Source organism: Anabaena sp. UHCC 0451 (assembly GCF_034931405.1).
Classification (GTDB): Bacteria; Cyanobacteriota; Cyanobacteriia; order Cyanobacteriales; family Nostocaceae; genus RDYJ01.
The window spans coordinates 45,426-60,845 of sequence record NZ_JAYGHA010000034.1 but is presented as its reverse complement, the minus strand read 5'-3'; the positions used below and the strand labels follow the sequence as shown (position 1 = coordinate 60,845).

The window sequence follows — 15,420 nt, the reverse complement described above, 5'->3', positions numbered from 1 at the left end:
CCCATTGTATTTTGCCGTCATGGTCATTGGAGTGAATCTAAACCTGACGATATTCCATCCTTTGTTTCTTGTGCTTCCAAAATAGAAATTGCCCAATGGCGACCTGAGTATGAAACAGGCTATATACTCATTGATAATCAGCATCAAAGTCTCTTCCATGCTATTAATGCCCTCAATAGTGCCATGCTGGCAGGAAGAGGAGCAGAATTACTCGAAAGAACTTTAGATATTCTGAAAATCTACACAACTATTCATTTTGAAACAGAAGAAGAAGTGATGGTGAAAAATGGCTATCCTGGCTACCCGGAACATAAGGCAAAACATGAACTTCTTCGGGAACAAGTCAAAGTGTTTAATGAAAAAATAAAGATACAAGATAGCTCCCAAGTTACTATTAGCGTATCCCATTTTTTGACAGATTGGCTGATTCAGCATATCAAAGATGAAGACCAAAAAATGAGTGCCTTTCTACGAAAAAACGCCAAAAAACATTAGGTTAAGCCACTTCAAAAATAACAATGAGCTACAGAAATCCTGCACCTACGGTTGATATTATTATCGAATTAATTGATCGACCCCATCGCCCGATTATTCTGATTGAAAGACATAATGAACCGTTAGGATGGGCTATACCTGGTGGTTTTGTGGATTATGGTGAACCGGTGGAAGTGGCTGCAAGACGGGAAGCTGAGGAAGAAATAGGTTTAAAAATAGAGTTGATTGAGCAGTTTTTGGTTTATTCTGATCCTAGTCGCGATCGCCGTCAACATACGATTAGCCTTGTGTTTTTGGCGACTGCAACGGGTGAACCTGTAGCTGGTGATGATGCTAAGGATGTGGGGATTTTTGAGCCTTGGTGTGTGCCGAGTAATCTATGTTTTGACCATGACCGGATTTTGCAGGATTATTGGCGGTATAGGCATTATGGGATTCGTCCCAGGTTGGGGTAAGATAAACGAACCGCAGAGGCGCAGAGGTCGCAGAGAGAAGAAAGGAAGAAAAATGTGGGAGTTTAGCATTACTAAACCTAAGCCTTCTAACTCCCAGACTGCCTTAAAAGATAGTCTAAAACTCTATCAATTCGTTCCAAAGCTGCGTTAGTTGAACGTTGGAATTCTTGAAACTGTGATTTTTGCTCTTCATAGTTCCGGTCAAGTTTTAACATTAATGCTTCTAATCGTTCAGTTCGTGCTTTTGTTTCTTCTGTTTCACTACCTGCTTTGTTAAATAAGCGTTGGGTATGAAAGACAAACTCATCAACTCGATTTGATAATTGGTCAACTTTTAGCCCTAGCTGATCAAGTTGTGCCTGGGTACGGTCTTGTTTTGTACCTAATTCATCCAGCATGATTTGGGTACGGTCTTGTTTTACACCTAACTCATCAATTCGTCGATTAGCTGATTCAGCATAGGTAGCGGCTGAGGTTAACAGTTGACGGATGGTAGCAAATTCACTTTCTACACGGTCAAGCCTTTGTTCTGTGGTCATGTTAGTTCTTTTTGTTTTTGGCGGTTAGCTAGTCCATCACTGACGAGTATTTTCACCATCTGACTCATAGAGCGTTTTTCGTTTTTCGCTGCTGTTGATATTTCTGCATAAAGCTTTAAATCATCTTCATCGGTGAAATATATGTTGAGTCTTTTTCCTTGGGTCATAACAGCACTGCTTAATATTTCCATGTGTTAATTTTCTCTTGATTTCGCTCCCCTTGTCATACAGTGTTAGCTAGTGCTAGTGTAGCACTATTATTGCTCACTAGACAACATCGCTCTCAATACCTGTAATTTAGCGTTAAGCATTGTTTTATACTTATATGAGTATTTAATGGTGATTTATGGACGCTAAAGAACTTTTAGAGAAATACGCCGCAGGACACCGGGATTTTAAGGGGCAAAATCTTAGAGGTATAGACCTTACAGGTGCAAATCTGATTGGTGTAGATTTAAGAAATTCAGATTTGACAGGAGCAGATTTGAATGAGGCTAACTTGAGTAAAGCAAATCTTCAACAAGCAAACCTCACCAGAGCATCTTTAAAAAATGCTAATTTAAGTGAGTTGGTAAATAGTTCTGGTTTAATTTTGTCTTGGGTAGATTTGAATAATGCCAATTTTTGCAAAGCAAATCTAGATCATGCAAATTTCAGTAACGCTCAATTGGATCATGCTAACTTGAGAGATGCTACACTACAATCGGCAAATTTTACTGAAGCTTCTCTAATAGATACAAACTTAGCCAGAACTAACCTAAATTCCGCCAATTTTACTAACGCTAACTTGACTAATTGTGATTTGAGTCAAGCAATAAACCTAAATAATGCAGCACTAAAAAATACCAATTTTCAAGGTTCAAAGATTCGAGGTGTTAATCTACAAAATAAAGATTTATCAGGTCTAAATTTGGCTAATGCTGATTTGGGTGCAGCAAACCTAAATAGTGTAAATTTCCGAAAAGCTTGTTTACAAGAAATAAATTTAGAAAGAGCAGATTTGCAAAAAACCGATTTAATGAAAGCAAATCTCGATGGTGCAAACTTGAGAAGAGCAGATTTAACCGGCGCAAATATCTATGGTGCAACCTTTAAAAATGCTGACCTCACAGGTGCGATAATGCCAGATGGAGAAGTTTATACAACAGATGTTGATTTAGACTTCGGTAAATCAGATGCACCCTTACCAAAAGAGATTGTTATGACTCGTAAAGTTATCCGTACTGATAAAGCACCCGCACCAGTTGGACCGTATAATCAAGCTATTCTTGCTTCTGGACAAATGTTGTTTGTAGCTGGACAAATTGCCATTGATCCCCGTTTGGGTGATGTGGTTTATACAGATGATGTCACCAAGCAAACGGAACAGGTGATGAGAAATATTGAAGCTATCCTGAAAGAAGCCGGCGCTACTTTTAATGATGTGGTGAAAACTGGTGTATTTTTAGTTGATATGAATGATTTTGCCGCTGTAAATGCGGTTTATGCAAAATATTTTTCTGAAGATACAGCCCCTGCGCGTGCTTGTGTGCAGGTGTCGCGTTTACCTAAAGATGTACTGGTAGAGATTGAATGTATTGCTGTAATTAGTTAGCAGATTTTTCTCAAGTATACTATTAGCGGGCAAGATGCCCGCACCACAAGAGTTTTATCATTCGGTGTGTCCTCCTAAATTCATTCCTATACAGAGTATGGGAACGAGAAAACGGGATTTTTACATGACAAAATCCTTATAAAAATTCACATAAATTTTCAGTGAAGATACTAGGCATCGTTTAGTATGTGGGATTCGATGTCTTCTTCTGTTGCTAACTCTGCTGTGTCTAGTGCTTTGTTTTCTTCTAGTGATGTACGTACGTACGCTATCGCTACCATACAAGCTACCCCCGTCCCCTTCGACATTCCCGGAGGCGCAACCATCCCCACAGTCGGTTCTCTATTCGCCCTGGCACTGATGAGAAAAGCTAAAAAGAGCATGGCATTAAAAAACCGCATCGCCAACCCTGTAACCACAACGATTAGCTAGGATAAATTTTTATACTTCGGGGGGTGCGGTTTTCGATACCTGGCACTCAATATAAAACTGGTAATATAGCAATCCTATTTGATTTGTGAACACTGCAAGAGTCAGATCCCCGACTTCTTTCATTAATTATGTCCATAAATGATAAATTGATCACAGAAGTCGGGGATCTTGTTGTTCATAACTAATTTAGGATTGCTATATGTCTTGATATGCTGCTAAAAATTCTTCTCTAGATATTCCAGCCTGAGTACAAATAGACCTCAATGTTGAACTTTTAATCTGGGGATGATTTGGCATAGTTAATGGCGTTTTTGTTCCATCTTCATTTTCTCTCACCATCACAATATGTTCTCTTTTCCCTAACAATAATAAATCCCAGGATTTCTAATGTCCTGATCACTTTTGTTTTTGGTGCATCTACAGGGAATTTGGGCATTAGATAGCTACCTCTGCTTCTGCTACAAAAGCTTCTAAAATAGGTGATTCATCTTCTAAAACTTCCTGTCCAAATTCTTCTATATGACATCGAATAGCAGATTTTACATCAACTAAAGCTGCTTCATAAGTATCACCTTCTCCCACGATAACACCTTTAATACCCAAGGGATAGGCAATATAACCATCAGAATGTTTTTCGACAATAATTTTGATTTGTTTCATATCCTTAATTTGCATAGTATTTAAAATAGACTAAATTTAGTTTAACTGATATCTAAGGAAATAGAAAAAATGGAAACAATACTACTATGAATATCTCGCAGAAACGTCTTGAATAAATTCAAAATATCCCAAATTCTGCTATTGATACCTCCGATATTCCCGAATTAGATGATCATTTTTGGGAAACAGCTAAAATGGTGAAACCAATCACGAAAGAAAATCTCTAATGTAATTAGTACCCAGATCCCCGACTTCTAAGATCAATTTGTCATTTATGTACGCAATAAATAAAAGAAGTCGGGGATCTAAATCTTACTTACTCGCTTGTTCTGTAAGCTTAGTCAACACCTCATTAGACCTTTCTACAAAGGATTTCATACCTTCAGCATCAAAGCCTTTTTGAGACATCAACGCCAAATCATAAACGTGCTGACAAATCATTTTTGTTAACTGTTCTGAGGGTGATTCACCATCACCTTGAATAATGCTACCTTGATTGATAGTTAAAAGGTTTTGAATCAAGGGATGGGCAGTATTTACTAACAAAATATGATCTTCGGGAAACTCTGCGTTTTGCTGTTGCATCATGGCGTTCATATCCCGCAGACGACGGAGAATTTCTGGTAACAATACCATTGCTGGTGGTGTTCCTTGGGGATCGTCTGATTTTAAGGCTTCGGTACGAATGTTAACTTTTGGTTTGTTGAGTGATTTTTCAAATAATTCTTTGATAATTTCACTCTTGGTTTTGTTAGTTGTGGGGTCAACAATTTCCCCTGATTTATCATCTAATAAGGTATTATCAAGGTCAGAGTCTACCCGTGTAAATTTAACATCTTGATATTCTCTTTCTAGGAAGTTAATAAAGTGGGTATCAATGAAAGAGTCCATAAATAGGACTTCTAAACCTTGGTTTTTATGTAATGCGATGTATGTGGCTTGACCGGCTTCATCGGTACAGTAAAAAACTTTATTTTCGTGGCGTTCTTTGTTGCGTTCTAGATATTCTTTGATGGTGGTGTAAGGTAGACTGGTGGTTGTACCTGAAGTCACATCTTGCCAAACATCACTATCAGAAGATTGGACTTCTACTGCGGGTGTTTCTGCGGGTTTTGTTTCTAGTGTTGCAGTGCTGCGGAAGATGAGAATATCTTCGACTTGTTTTTTAAATTTCTCGTCGTTGAGAACACCAAATTTAACGAATGTGCCTAAATCTTTCCAAGCATTGATGTATTGTTCGCGGTTGTCACGGTATAATTCTTTGAGTCTATCGCCGACTTTTTTAGCGATATAATCTCCTATTCTTTTAACGGTGCGATCGCCTTGTAATGCACTACGAGAAACGTTCAAAGGAATATCTGTACTATCAATTACACCCCGCATTGGTAGTAAAAATTGGGGGATAATTTCTTCACAGTTATCACTGACAAAAACCTGATTGCAGAATAACTTAATTTGTCCTTTGGTTACATCTACATCAGGACGCATTTTCGGGAAATACATAATCCCGTTCATCATAAACGGATAATCAGTATTCAAATGCACCCATAACAAAGGTTCCTCTTGAAAAGGATAAAGATAGCGGTAAAATTCTAGATAATCTTCATCTGTTAAATTGCTAGGAGATTCCCGCCAAGCTGCTTTCTGTTTATTTAATACTTCCCCTTCCAGTTTAATTGGTACTGGCATGAAGTCGCAGTAAGTTTTGACCAGATTTCTAATTCTGGCTGCTTCTAAAAATTCTTCTTCTTCACCTTCGAGAGTGAGGGTAATCGTAGTCCCGCGAGTGGTGCGGTTTGAGTCTGATAAGGTAAACGCTGGTGAACCGTCACAAGTCCAATGAACAGCTTGAGAACCTTCTTTGTAGGAGAGGGTATCAATGTCTACTTTTTTCGCCACCATGAAGGAAGAATAGAAACCTAAACCAAAATGACCGATAATTGGTTGATCGGCTTTTCCTTCATATTTGTGAATAAATTCTTCCGCACTGGAAAAAGCGACTTGGTTAATGTATTTTTTGACTTCTTCCGCTGTCATGCCGATACCATTATCGGAGATGGAGAGAGTTTTGTTATCTTTATCAATGGCGATCGCAATTTCGTCTTCGCCAATGTCTCCATTATACTCACCAGCACGGGCTACCATTTTTAATTTTTGAATCGCATCTACGGCGTTGGATACCAATTCTCGCAAGAAGATTTGGTGATCTGAATAGAGAGATTTTTTGATAATTGGGAAAATATTTTCAGTATGTATACTGATAGTACCTTGTTCTAGCATAGTTAACCGTCTGTTGTACTTGCTTGCTGATAATCCTGAGAATCAATTTTCGTCGATATATGTCTTTTTTGAGGTAAGGAATACCTCTTAATTATGATTCGGATTACACTACCATGTTAGGGATTGGGGACTAGGGAATGGTTAAGAAAAATTTATAGGTGTGGTTTTTGCCGGTTTATAAATGTGAAATATACTACTAAGTTGTATTATGCAAAAATAAAAAAGCACAAACTGTAAATCAAACAGAATATGTCAAAGCCTGAAAAAATGATGAAAAAAGCCGAAAAAAGCACTATTTATCTAGGCTCTATCCCTTTAGATGTTTATCAAATGCCTGATAGGAGTTATAAGTTATACTGGGAATCCATCACCTCCGTTGTTGATCAACCGAATAATGACTTACTAAGTTTTTTGGGAGGAGAATCCCCGCAAGGCTTTGCCTTATAAGAATAAAAACTGGCTACAAAGTCCAATGATTGAGGTAGAAGAATATGGTGGCTACATCAAATCAGTACCTATAAAATTAGCTACATCATATTGGCTCTATCATGCTATCAAAGGTAATCAAATAGCACAGGCTATAATCCAAGCTTCACTAGCAGAATCAATTGAACGACGAGCGGATACAGCCTTTAAATTTAAACGCACCGAAGAAGAATATAACCAAAAATTTGGTGAAAGATTAGAGCAGGTTTTAGCTGATAACAGAAAAGAAATTCAGGATAGAAGGCTACCTGGTGATAAGCTATATTTGCCTGGTGGAATTAACTAATATGGAATACTCTATACAATAGATATTCCTGAAATTAAATATGTGTTACCCGAAACAATTTGTGGTAAAAGTAGGTTGGGTTAAGCAAAGCGCAACCCAACAATTTTTGTTTGGAATTAGGAGTTATCTTTAATGATGAAAAACTAACCGCAAAGGACACAAAGAAAAGAGGGTTGCTGAGAGATTTTTCATCAGTCGTGAACAAAATATTTTTATGATGTATTTTCAGCCTTTGCCACATTTAAGAGGGAGATTCAAAATTCACATCTTCATAAACATCATTTATAGAACATTGAAAATCTACACTTGCTAAGTGTAAATTTTCCTCCTTTCCGTAACTATACAATACCCATTGTCCTTCTGAATTACGACGAAAAACTTCTACATTAATTTTATTTTGACTGACTAACACATATTCCTGAAGTGATTCTAAATTACGATAGTCAGCAAATTTATCACCTCTATCAAAAGCTTCTGTAGTCGGAGATAAAACTTCGATAATTAAACAGGGATAACGTAAAAAGTTATTAAAGGCTTTATCTCTTGAATCACAACTAACAATGACATCAGGATAATAATAAATATCCATTGTTTCAATGTGCACTTTTGTGTCGGAAATATAAGTCTGACAACCTTTTCCGCGCAGATGATTTCTTAACCTTGAAGCAATATTGAGAGTAATAATTACATGAGTATTACTAGCACCAGCCATTGCGTAAACTTGTCCCTGTCTGTATTCATGTTTGATAGGGCTTGTTTCTTCTAATTCTAAATATTCTTCAGGAGAAATATAGTTATAACTAGGATTTGCAATCATAGAAAATCACCTCGGTAAATATATTAGGTAATGCAACACAATCTTGTGGGGTTAATTATCCTATTCACCCCTACAAGATATATAAACTTACACTTCAGAGGATGCTTCCAATAACTTCACAGTATTTTGCACCAGTGACACCTTTATTGGTGCTTTTTTGCTGAAAGTTAACCCATGTTCACCTTTTTCAATGATGATTGTGTCACCAGAAATAAAGGTATTCTCTAATAACTTGGTAGCAAGCGGGTTTTCGACTTCGCGCTGAATAGACCTTTTCAACGGACGTGCGCCATAAACTGGATCATATCCAGCTTCAACAAGATGGTCACAAGCTGCTTGGGATATCTCAAAGGAGATTTTTTGCTCTTGCAGGAGTTTTTCGACCCGTTTCAGTTGAATACGGATAATATGCCGCATTTCTGAACGACTGAGGGTGTGGAAGAGAATTAAATCATCGACACGGTTGAGAAATTCAGGACGGAAGTGACTTCTTAGACCTTCCATTACTTTATTTCGCATCATATCATACTTGGAGTCATCACCAGAAACATCCAAAATATGTTCACTGCCGATGTTGCTAGTCATGACTATAACTGTATTACGGAAATCTACAGCCCGTCCTTGGGAATCAGTAACTCTACCGTCATCTAACACCTGAAGCAGAATATTAAACACATCTGGATGTGCTTTTTCTACTTCATCCAAAAGGACCACAGAATAGGGATGACGACGGATAGCTTCGGAAAGTTGACCACCTTCTTCATAACCGACGTAACCAGGAGGCGCACCTACTAAACGAGAAACCGAGTGTTTTTCCATGTACTCGGACATATCCAGCCGCACTAAAGCGTCATCAGAATCAAAGAGAAATTGAGCTAAAGCGCGAGCGAGTTCGGTTTTACCCACGCCTGTTGGTCCCATAAACAAAAATGAACCAATAGGTCGAGAGGGGTCTTTCATCCCTGCACGAGCGCGACGAATAGCCGCAGAGACGGCGGAAACGGCTTCTTCTTGGCCGATAACTCTCTCGTGTAAATGACTTTCTAATTTCAGTAATTTCTGCCGTTCTGATTCCAAAAGCCGATTTACAGGAATTCCTGTCCATTTGGCGACTATTTCAGCAATATCGGCTTCTGTGACTTGTTCGCGTAGCAGTGTAGAACCTTGGCTTTGAATTTCTAGGAGTTTCGCTTCTTTAACTTCCCGTTCTCTCTGCACTCCTTCCAATTTGCCATACTTCAATTGAGCAGCTTTATTTAAATCATAATCTCTTTCAGCTTGTTCAATTTGCACCCTGAGCGCATCTTCTTCTTTCTTTAAAGTGCTGATAGCTTCTAATAATTGCTTTTCCCCTTGCCACTGTTCATTAAATATTTGCTGTTTAACTGTTAAAGTGGCAATTTCTTCCTGAATCCGTTCTAATCGTTCTCTAGTTGGGGAAATACTATTGTCTTCTCCTGCTAATGACAGTTTTTCCATTTCTAGCTGCATCAAGCGTCTATCAATGGTTTCTAATTCCGCAGGTTTGGAGGTAATTTCCATTTTTAATTTCGCTGCGGCTTCGTCTACTAAGTCAATGGCTTTGTCTGGTAGAAACCGATCAGCAATATAACGCGCTGATAATGTAGCTGCTGCCACTAAAGCGGAATCGGAAATTTTGACGTTATGATGCACTTCATAACGTTCTTTTAAACCGCGTAAAATCGAAATGGTATTTTCTACGGTTGGTTGATCTACATATACTTGTTGAAATCTTCTTTCTAAAGCTGCATCTTTTTCAATGAATTTGCGATATTCATCTAAGGTAGTTGCACCGATACAACGCAATTCACCACGTGCCAACATTGGTTTAAGTAAATTACCAGCATCCATTGATCCTTGTTGGTTAGCACCTGCACCAACAACGGTATGCAGTTCATCAATGAATAAAACTACCTGACCGTTTGATTCCGTAACTTCCCGGAGGACATTTTTTAAACGGTCTTCAAATTCACCACGGTATTTTGCACCTGCGATTAAACTACCGATGTCTAAAGATATTAATTGACGGTTTTTCAAAGACTCAGGAACGTCACCGTTAACCATTCTTTGGGCTAAAGCTTCGGCGATCGCAGTTTTACCAACTCCCGGCTCACCAATCAAAACAGGGTTATTTTTGCTACGACGAGACAAAACTTGAATTACTCGCCTAATTTCGTCATCACGCCCAATCACAGGATCTAACTTTCCTGCCTTTGCTTGTTCTGTTAAATCTCTACCAAAACGTTTTAAAGCTGGTTCATTGATATCCGCAGATTCTTTTTCTCCTGCTTTTGCAGTCACCTTTTGAGTAACGCGAACAGTTTTGACAGCAGTTTCTAACTTAGCAATATCGACATTTAAGCCTTTAAATATCCGTCTTCCAATGCGTTCATCTTCCGCAAAAGCTAAGAAAATATGACCTTCCGAAATTTCCGCATCTTTGATTCTACCGCGAATTTCCTCGGCTCTATCCAGCAGTAAATCTAACTTAGATCCTAAATAAAGCTGATCACTTTTTGCTACTTTCGGCTGCCGTTTTGTATAAGCTTCTAGCTGTTCTTGTAACCGAATAGGATCAATTTCAGCACGAGCCAGAATACCTGTGGATATGCTGCTAGACTCTTCTAAAAGGGCAAGAATTAAATGTTCTACTTCTAATTGTTGTTGTTGATAAGCACGGACTATATCCTGAGATTTTATCACTGCTTCCCAGGCTGTATCAGTAAATTTATTTGGATCTGTAGGCTGCATTTTTAAGATTTTAGATTTTAGATTTTATAAGATTGACGATTTTAGGTTATAAATTGGTGATTGGGAAAGAATAACAGGTTTATCAGCAAAACGGAGACAAATCACAGGGATGATGGTTGTGGTGGGACAAAGCCCACCCTACTCCAAGATAAGATACTTCAGACTAGAATTACTGACTTACAAGTTGTGCTGGGGATTTTTCTGCTTCTGTTGTACTGTGAGTAGCTAATTGAATCAATTCAACTTTATAGCCATCGGGATCTTCGACAAAAGCGATTATTGTTGAACCGTGTTTCATCGGACCTGGTTCCCTGACTACTTTACCACCACGGTTTCTAATTTCCTCACAGGTAGAGTAAATGTCATCTACTCCCAGTGCGATATGACCATAGGCTGTACCCAAATCATATTTTTCTACGCCCCAGTTATAAGTTAATTCTAGCACCGTGTGGTCGCTTTCCTCTCCATAACCAACAAAAGCCAGGGTAAATTCCCCACCTGGATAATCTTTACGTCGGAGTAATTTCATTCCCAGGAAATCGCAGTAAAATTTTAAGGACTCTTCTAGGTTGCCTACCCGCAACATGGTGTGTAGTAATCGCATATTCACCTTTTGTTTAACTATTATATTTTATATCTCATTAGAATCAGCACCCCACCCTAGCCAATATTTAGAATCTTCTTAATACTTATTAAACCGATACCATTTGTGATATAATTATTTTCAATTTAGATGGAGTAAATAATTATGCTTTCATCTCCCTTAATGTTGCAAATGCCATCATCAATGACAGACGAACAATTTTTTGAGTTCTGTCAATTAAATCGTGATTTACGCATTGAGAGAAATCAATTTGGAGAGATATCAATTATGCCACCAACAGGTTCAGAAAGTGGAAATAGAGAAGGTAGAATCATCCAGCAAGTAATGAACTGGACAGATGAAGATGGTACAGGAATAGCATTTTCTTCCAGTGCAGGTTTTAAACTTTCTACAGGTGCAGAACGTTCTCCTGATGCTGCTTGGATAAAACTTGAAAGATGGAATGTACTCACACCAGAACAACAAAAAAAGTTTGCACCTATTTGTCCTGATTTTGTGATTGAATTGAGGTCTGCTTCTGATAACTTGCAGCCTTTAAAAGATAAAATGCAGGAATATATGCAAGAACCAGGAATACAGTTAGGTTTATTGATTGACCGCAAAAATCGCCGAGTTTATATTTATCGTCCTGGACAAATAGAAGAATGTTTAGAAAATCCTGATACTGTTAGTTGTGAACCTATTTTACCGGGTTTTGTTTTGAAGATGGGGAAAATTTGGTAGTTATTGAATTAACAACAATTCATTTTTGATTTAGCAATGCCACAATACGATTTATTTCACAATCAAGTTAAAAATGCTCTAACTAAAGATGGATGGTTAATTACCGACGATCCATTTATACTGGAGTATAAAGGTTTGCGTTTATATGCTGATTTAGGAGCAGAAAAGTTATTTGCTGCCCAAAAGATGCAACAAAAGATCGTGATTGAAATAAAGGTTTTTAACAGCCCTTCTTTAATTACAGAATTAGAAAAAACATTAGGACAATATAATATTTATGTTAGTTTAATAAAAAGAATTAATCCAGAACGTAAATTATATTTAGCGATTCCTGAAGCTGCTTATCAAGACTTTTTTCTAAAACCAGCTATTCAAGATATTTTAAGTGATCAACAGCAGATTAATTACATTATTTTTGACCCAATTCAGGAGGTAATTATACAATGGATAAGTTAGATAAATACAGGAAAATTATAGTTAGTATTGTGAAAAAACACGCTGAATATAAACCTAGTCATGGCAAAATTGAGGCTTTGTGTATTTGTGATCAAGAATCTGATAATTATTTGTTAATGGATATCGGTTGGGATAAACCAGGTAGAGTTCATGCAGTAGTGTTTCATCTGCGAATTATTGATGGTAAAATCTGCATTGAATGGGATGGTACAGAAGGGGGGATAACTGCGGAATTATTGGAATTAGGAGTAGCAAAGGATGATGTTATTTTAGGGTTTATTCGTCCTGAATATCGTCAGTTTAGTGATTTTTCTGTAGCTTAAAACACAGTCATTAATAGGGTGCGTCAGATGTCAAAAATCAGTTTATCTGCAAATGCCTTACTGCAATTGGGACAATGAATATCAAAGCTACTCCAAATAGATGTTTTATGATAGTCCCAATAAGAGCCATGTTTAAATAATTTGGTTGAACAATTCCAACAATAGTCTAAGTGTATTTGGTGTCCACATTCTTTTGATTTACAAGTTGCCGTGTAATAAAATTTGTTTTCACCCCTTCTATGCGTGAGAATGTCTATTTTTTTCCGCCACAATTCAAACAAAATAAATCATTAGTAGGTTTTGGATCTTTTGTAGTTCCATTGTTTGCATTTTTATGACTTTCTAAAAGATACTCAAAAGCCATTCCAATTGATTTTTTTAGGTTATCTGTAAAATTTGGTTTGTGGGTAATATATCCATATTTGTGAAATGGAAATGTAGGTTTTTGATCTTCTTCTTCACCAAAATAAATTTTATCCCCTCCATAATTTGTCATTTTTACTGGCTTATTTTCACCAGTTAAATCATTACATAGGATATTTTATTTCTCGTCCGTTATAAGAACAGATTTAAAATATCCTAACGATTCATTACGTAGGCTTACGGTTAGCACTCCAGATAATACAAAAGATGAAATTTGATTGTATTCAAGAATGTCCTTAATCAACTCACTATCGGGTTTTGCTAGTAGTTTATTAAGTTCCTGTTCATCATTTTCAGTCATAGGCTATTCTATGGTAATTGCGTTTTTATGCTTACCAGCAACTAAGATTTACTTTGACATTAACTTGATTATGGGTGTTGTCAACGTCCAAGCATTGTTACCGAAAGTATTTATACCAGTCTTCTACATTTATATAATATACAAGTGTCTATCTTTTTTAGCAACTATACGGTTAAATGCTTAAAAAAATTAATTAAGTAATTTATTGAAGTAATTTATACATTTACTAGTATTCCGCAGGTTATGGATAATGCCACAGGGCGCTATCAGAAACTCATCGACTTTCCCATGAGTTAACTCAAACTCGGAAATCTTCTTTAATCTCAGGCAAAAAATTCTGTTATCAGCATAAGCTAACGATTGGGTTATTAGTAAACTGTAAAAGTTAAACCCTGACTGCACACTGAGAACAAAGGACAAACAACGCATGACGAAATATCTAGATACCGCCATTGAAGCAATTGTATCCCGCGAAATCCTCGACTCACGCGGAAAACCCACAGTTGAAGCCGAAGTCCATTTGGCTAACGGCGCTATCGGAGTAGCACAAGTTCCCAGCGGGGCTTCCACAGGCACATTTGAGGCTCATGAATTGCGTGATGGCGATAAAAGCCGTTATGGAGGCAAAGGGGTACTCAAGGCGGTGCAGAATGTCAATGAGGTACTAGCCCCCAAATTACTAGGTTTGGACGCTCTCAACCAAGAAGCCTTAGATAGATTGATGATTTCCCTAGACGGTTCACCCAATAAAGCGAATTTGGGAGCAAATGCAATTTTGGGGATTTCCCTGGCGGCTGCAAAGGCTGGTGCGGAGTCTTTAGATATTCCTCTCTACCGTTATTTAGGTGGACCTTTGGCGAATTTATTGCCAGTCCCCTTAATGAATGTCATCAACGGGGGAGCGCACGCATCCAATAACGTTGATTTCCAAGAGTTTATGATTGTCCCTATTGGTGCTCCTTCTTTCAAAGAAGCTTTGCGCTGGGGTGCGGAAGTATTTGCAACTCTCAGCAAAGTCTTAGATGATAAAGGTTTGCTGACTGGTGTAGGTGATGAAGGTGGTTTTGCACCGAATCTAGAATCTAACCAAGTGGCTTTAGAATTGCTGGTAGCGGCGATTAAACAAGCTGGTTACAAACCTGGTGAAGATGTAGCCTTAGCTTTAGATGTGGCTGCAAGTGAATTTTACAAAAATGGCCAGTATGTCTATGATGGTAAACCCCACTCACCAAATGAGTTTATTGATTATTTAGGTCAGTTGGTTGACCAATATCCCATCGTTTCCATTGAAGATGGTTTACATGAAGAAGATTGGCAAAGTTGGCAATTACTAACTCAAAAATTGGGTTCAAAAGTGCAGTTGGTGGGTGATGATTTATTTGTCACCAACGCCACCCGCTTACAAAAAGGCATTGAACAAAAAGCCGCTAACTCGATTTTGATTAAGTTAAATCAAATCGGTTCACTAACTGAAACTTTGGAAACCATTGATTTAGCAACTCGCAACGGTTTCCGCTCAGTTATTAGCCATCGTTCCGGTGAAACTGAAGATACAACCATTGCTGATTTAGCTGTAGCTACTCGCGCCGGTCAAATTAAAACCGGTTCTCTGTGTCGCAGTGAACGGGTAGCAAAATACAATCGTTTACTCAGAATTGAGCATGAATTAGGCGATCGCGCCGTCTATGCTGGTACTGTTGGTTTAGGACCAAAATAGGTTACAGGTGACAGGTGACAGGTGACAGTAAAAAGAAGGCAAGAGGCTTAATAAATA

At 37.9% G+C, this 15,420-nt stretch carries 18 protein-coding genes; 9 read left to right on the top strand and 9 right to left on the bottom strand.

What is annotated here, in order from left to right; all coding sequences use genetic code 11:
• Both VB694_RS21025 and VB694_RS21020 read left to right on the top strand, forming a co-directional pair.
• The coding region (locus VB694_RS21025) for a bacteriohemerythrin (RefSeq protein ID WP_323362282.1) at positions 1–495 on the top strand (495 nt) is incomplete at its 5' end.
• Between the two features lie 23 nt (positions 496–518).
• Positions 519–950: an NUDIX hydrolase gene (locus tag VB694_RS21020; RefSeq protein WP_323362281.1), complete on the top strand. Its 432-nt coding sequence runs from the start codon at positions 519–521 to the stop codon at positions 948–950.
• Positions 951–1,036: 86 nt separating this feature from the next.
• Here VB694_RS21020 and VB694_RS21015 read toward each other — a convergent pair whose 3' ends face one another.
• Together VB694_RS21015 and VB694_RS21010 are read right to left on the bottom strand one after the other, a co-directional pair.
• Positions 1,037–1,489: a 6-aminohexanoate hydrolase gene (locus tag VB694_RS21015; RefSeq protein ID WP_323362280.1), complete on the bottom strand. Its 453-nt coding sequence runs from the start codon at positions 1,487–1,489 to the stop codon at positions 1,037–1,039.
• The gene (locus VB694_RS21010) at positions 1,486–1,680 is read right to left on the bottom strand and encodes a ribbon-helix-helix domain-containing protein (protein WP_323362279.1); all 195 of its coding nucleotides are present in this window, start codon (positions 1,678–1,680) and stop codon (positions 1,486–1,488) included. Before VB694_RS21010 ends, VB694_RS21015 begins: the two co-directional genes overlap by 4 nt.
• Before the next feature lie 155 nt (positions 1,681–1,835).
• Between VB694_RS21010 and VB694_RS21005 the strand changes: the two genes are divergently transcribed.
• Positions 1,836–3,083, top strand: coding sequence for a Rid family detoxifying hydrolase (locus VB694_RS21005; RefSeq protein ID WP_323362278.1), 1,248 nt, complete (start codon positions 1,836–1,838; stop codon positions 3,081–3,083).
• 627 nt (positions 3,084–3,710) lie between these two features.
• Here the strand turns inward: VB694_RS21005 and VB694_RS21000 are convergent.
• From VB694_RS21000 to htpG, 3 genes are all read right to left on the bottom strand, one after another.
• Complete coding sequence (locus VB694_RS21000) at positions 3,711–3,854, bottom strand: type II toxin-antitoxin system HicA family toxin (protein WP_323362284.1); 144 nt, start codon at positions 3,852–3,854, stop codon at positions 3,711–3,713.
• 96 nt (positions 3,855–3,950) lie between these two features.
• Positions 3,951–4,175 carry a hypothetical protein gene (locus VB694_RS20995; protein ID WP_323362277.1) on the bottom strand — a complete coding sequence of 75 codons (225 nt, stop codon included), beginning with the start codon at positions 4,173–4,175 and terminating at the stop codon, positions 3,951–3,953.
• Between the two features lie 312 nt (positions 4,176–4,487).
• Entirely contained in the window at positions 4,488–6,455 is a 1,968-nt protein-coding gene (htpG, locus tag VB694_RS20990; RefSeq protein WP_323362276.1) for a molecular chaperone HtpG, read from the bottom strand.
• 249 nt (positions 6,456–6,704) lie between these two features.
• Here htpG and VB694_RS20985 point away from each other — a divergent pair, with 249 nt between their 5' ends.
• Positions 6,705–6,902, top strand: coding sequence for a hypothetical protein (locus tag VB694_RS20985; protein ID WP_323362275.1), 198 nt, complete (start codon positions 6,705–6,707; stop codon positions 6,900–6,902).
• Positions 6,903–6,927: 25 nt separating this feature from the next.
• Entirely contained in the window at positions 6,928–7,227 is a 300-nt protein-coding gene (locus tag VB694_RS20980) for a hypothetical protein (protein ID WP_323362274.1), read from the top strand.
• A gap of 241 nt (positions 7,228–7,468) precedes the next feature.
• Here VB694_RS20980 and VB694_RS20975 read toward each other — a convergent pair whose 3' ends face one another.
• The 3 genes from VB694_RS20975 to gloA form a co-directional block, all read right to left on the bottom strand.
• Positions 7,469–8,044: a Uma2 family endonuclease gene (locus VB694_RS20975; protein WP_323362273.1), complete on the bottom strand. Its 576-nt coding sequence runs from the start codon at positions 8,042–8,044 to the stop codon at positions 7,469–7,471.
• 87 nt (positions 8,045–8,131) lie between these two features.
• Positions 8,132–10,816: an ATP-dependent chaperone ClpB gene (gene clpB / locus VB694_RS20970; RefSeq protein ID WP_323362272.1), complete on the bottom strand. Its 2,685-nt coding sequence runs from the start codon at positions 10,814–10,816 to the stop codon at positions 8,132–8,134.
• A 169-nt stretch (positions 10,817–10,985) separates the two neighbouring features.
• The gene (gene gloA, locus VB694_RS20965) at positions 10,986–11,420 is read right to left on the bottom strand and encodes a lactoylglutathione lyase (protein ID WP_323362271.1); all 435 of its coding nucleotides are present in this window, start codon (positions 11,418–11,420) and stop codon (positions 10,986–10,988) included.
• A 144-nt stretch (positions 11,421–11,564) separates the two neighbouring features.
• Here gloA and VB694_RS20960 point away from each other — a divergent pair, with 144 nt between their 5' ends.
• From VB694_RS20960 to VB694_RS20950, 3 genes are read left to right on the top strand one after another with little or no spacing between them, the layout of a single operon-like run.
• Complete coding sequence (locus tag VB694_RS20960; protein ID WP_323362270.1) at positions 11,565–12,143, top strand: Uma2 family endonuclease; 579 nt, start codon at positions 11,565–11,567, stop codon at positions 12,141–12,143.
• A 36-nt stretch (positions 12,144–12,179) separates the two neighbouring features.
• Positions 12,180–12,599, top strand: coding sequence for an element excision factor XisH family protein (locus VB694_RS20955; RefSeq protein WP_323362269.1), 420 nt, complete (start codon positions 12,180–12,182; stop codon positions 12,597–12,599).
• Positions 12,587–12,922 (top strand): XisI protein, encoded by a 336-nt coding sequence (locus tag VB694_RS20950; protein ID WP_323362268.1) that lies wholly within the window; start codon positions 12,587–12,589, stop codon positions 12,920–12,922. The genes VB694_RS20955 and VB694_RS20950 overlap by 13 nt, the downstream gene beginning before the upstream one ends.
• 253 nt (positions 12,923–13,175) lie before the next feature.
• Here the strand turns inward: VB694_RS20950 and VB694_RS20945 are convergent, their stop codons facing one another.
• On the bottom strand, positions 13,176–13,418 hold the full coding sequence (locus VB694_RS20945) for a hypothetical protein (protein WP_323362267.1): 243 nt from the start codon (positions 13,416–13,418) through the stop codon (positions 13,176–13,178).
• A gap of 655 nt (positions 13,419–14,073) precedes the next feature.
• Here VB694_RS20945 and eno point away from each other — a divergent pair.
• Entirely contained in the window at positions 14,074–15,363 is a 1,290-nt protein-coding gene (gene eno / locus VB694_RS20940) for a phosphopyruvate hydratase (RefSeq protein WP_323362266.1), read from the top strand.
• The last annotated feature ends 57 nt before the right edge of the window (positions 15,364–15,420 follow it).

What these genes read in the sequence shown, in the direction of transcription:
- htpG (WP_323362276.1), bottom strand. Translation starts at nt 6,455, where the DNA reads ATGCTAGAACAAGGTACTATCAGTATACATACTGAAAATATTTTCCCA.
- VB694_RS20960 (WP_323362270.1), top strand. Translation starts at nt 11,565, where the DNA reads ATGCTTTCATCTCCCTTAATGTTGCAAATGCCATCATCAATGACAGAC.
- VB694_RS20980 (WP_323362274.1), top strand. Translation starts at nt 6,928, where the DNA reads ATGATTGAGGTAGAAGAATATGGTGGCTACATCAAATCAGTACCTATA.
- VB694_RS20995 (WP_323362277.1), bottom strand. Translation starts at nt 4,175, where the DNA reads ATGAAACAAATCAAAATTATTGTCGAAAAACATTCTGATGGTTATATT.
- VB694_RS20945 (WP_323362267.1), bottom strand. Translation starts at nt 13,418, where the DNA reads ATGACAAATTATGGAGGGGATAAAATTTATTTTGGTGAAGAAGAAGAT.
- VB694_RS20975 (WP_323362273.1), bottom strand. Translation starts at nt 8,044, where the DNA reads ATGATTGCAAATCCTAGTTATAACTATATTTCTCCTGAAGAATATTTA.
- VB694_RS21015 (WP_323362280.1), bottom strand. Translation starts at nt 1,489, where the DNA reads ATGACCACAGAACAAAGGCTTGACCGTGTAGAAAGTGAATTTGCTACC.
- VB694_RS21010 (WP_323362279.1), bottom strand. Translation starts at nt 1,680, where the DNA reads ATGGAAATATTAAGCAGTGCTGTTATGACCCAAGGAAAAAGACTCAAC.
- gloA (WP_323362271.1), bottom strand. Translation starts at nt 11,420, where the DNA reads ATGCGATTACTACACACCATGTTGCGGGTAGGCAACCTAGAAGAGTCC.
- VB694_RS21000 (WP_323362284.1), bottom strand. Translation starts at nt 3,854, where the DNA reads ATGGTGAGAGAAAATGAAGATGGAACAAAAACGCCATTAACTATGCCA.
- VB694_RS20955 (WP_323362269.1), top strand. Translation starts at nt 12,180, where the DNA reads ATGCCACAATACGATTTATTTCACAATCAAGTTAAAAATGCTCTAACT.
- clpB (WP_323362272.1), bottom strand. Translation starts at nt 10,816, where the DNA reads ATGCAGCCTACAGATCCAAATAAATTTACTGATACAGCCTGGGAAGCA.
- VB694_RS21005 (WP_323362278.1), top strand. Translation starts at nt 1,836, where the DNA reads ATGGACGCTAAAGAACTTTTAGAGAAATACGCCGCAGGACACCGGGAT.
- eno (WP_323362266.1), top strand. Translation starts at nt 14,074, where the DNA reads ATGACGAAATATCTAGATACCGCCATTGAAGCAATTGTATCCCGCGAA.
- VB694_RS21020 (WP_323362281.1), top strand. Translation starts at nt 519, where the DNA reads ATGAGCTACAGAAATCCTGCACCTACGGTTGATATTATTATCGAATTA.
- VB694_RS20985 (WP_323362275.1), top strand. Translation starts at nt 6,705, where the DNA reads ATGTCAAAGCCTGAAAAAATGATGAAAAAAGCCGAAAAAAGCACTATT.
- VB694_RS20950 (WP_323362268.1), top strand. Translation starts at nt 12,587, where the DNA reads ATGGATAAGTTAGATAAATACAGGAAAATTATAGTTAGTATTGTGAAA.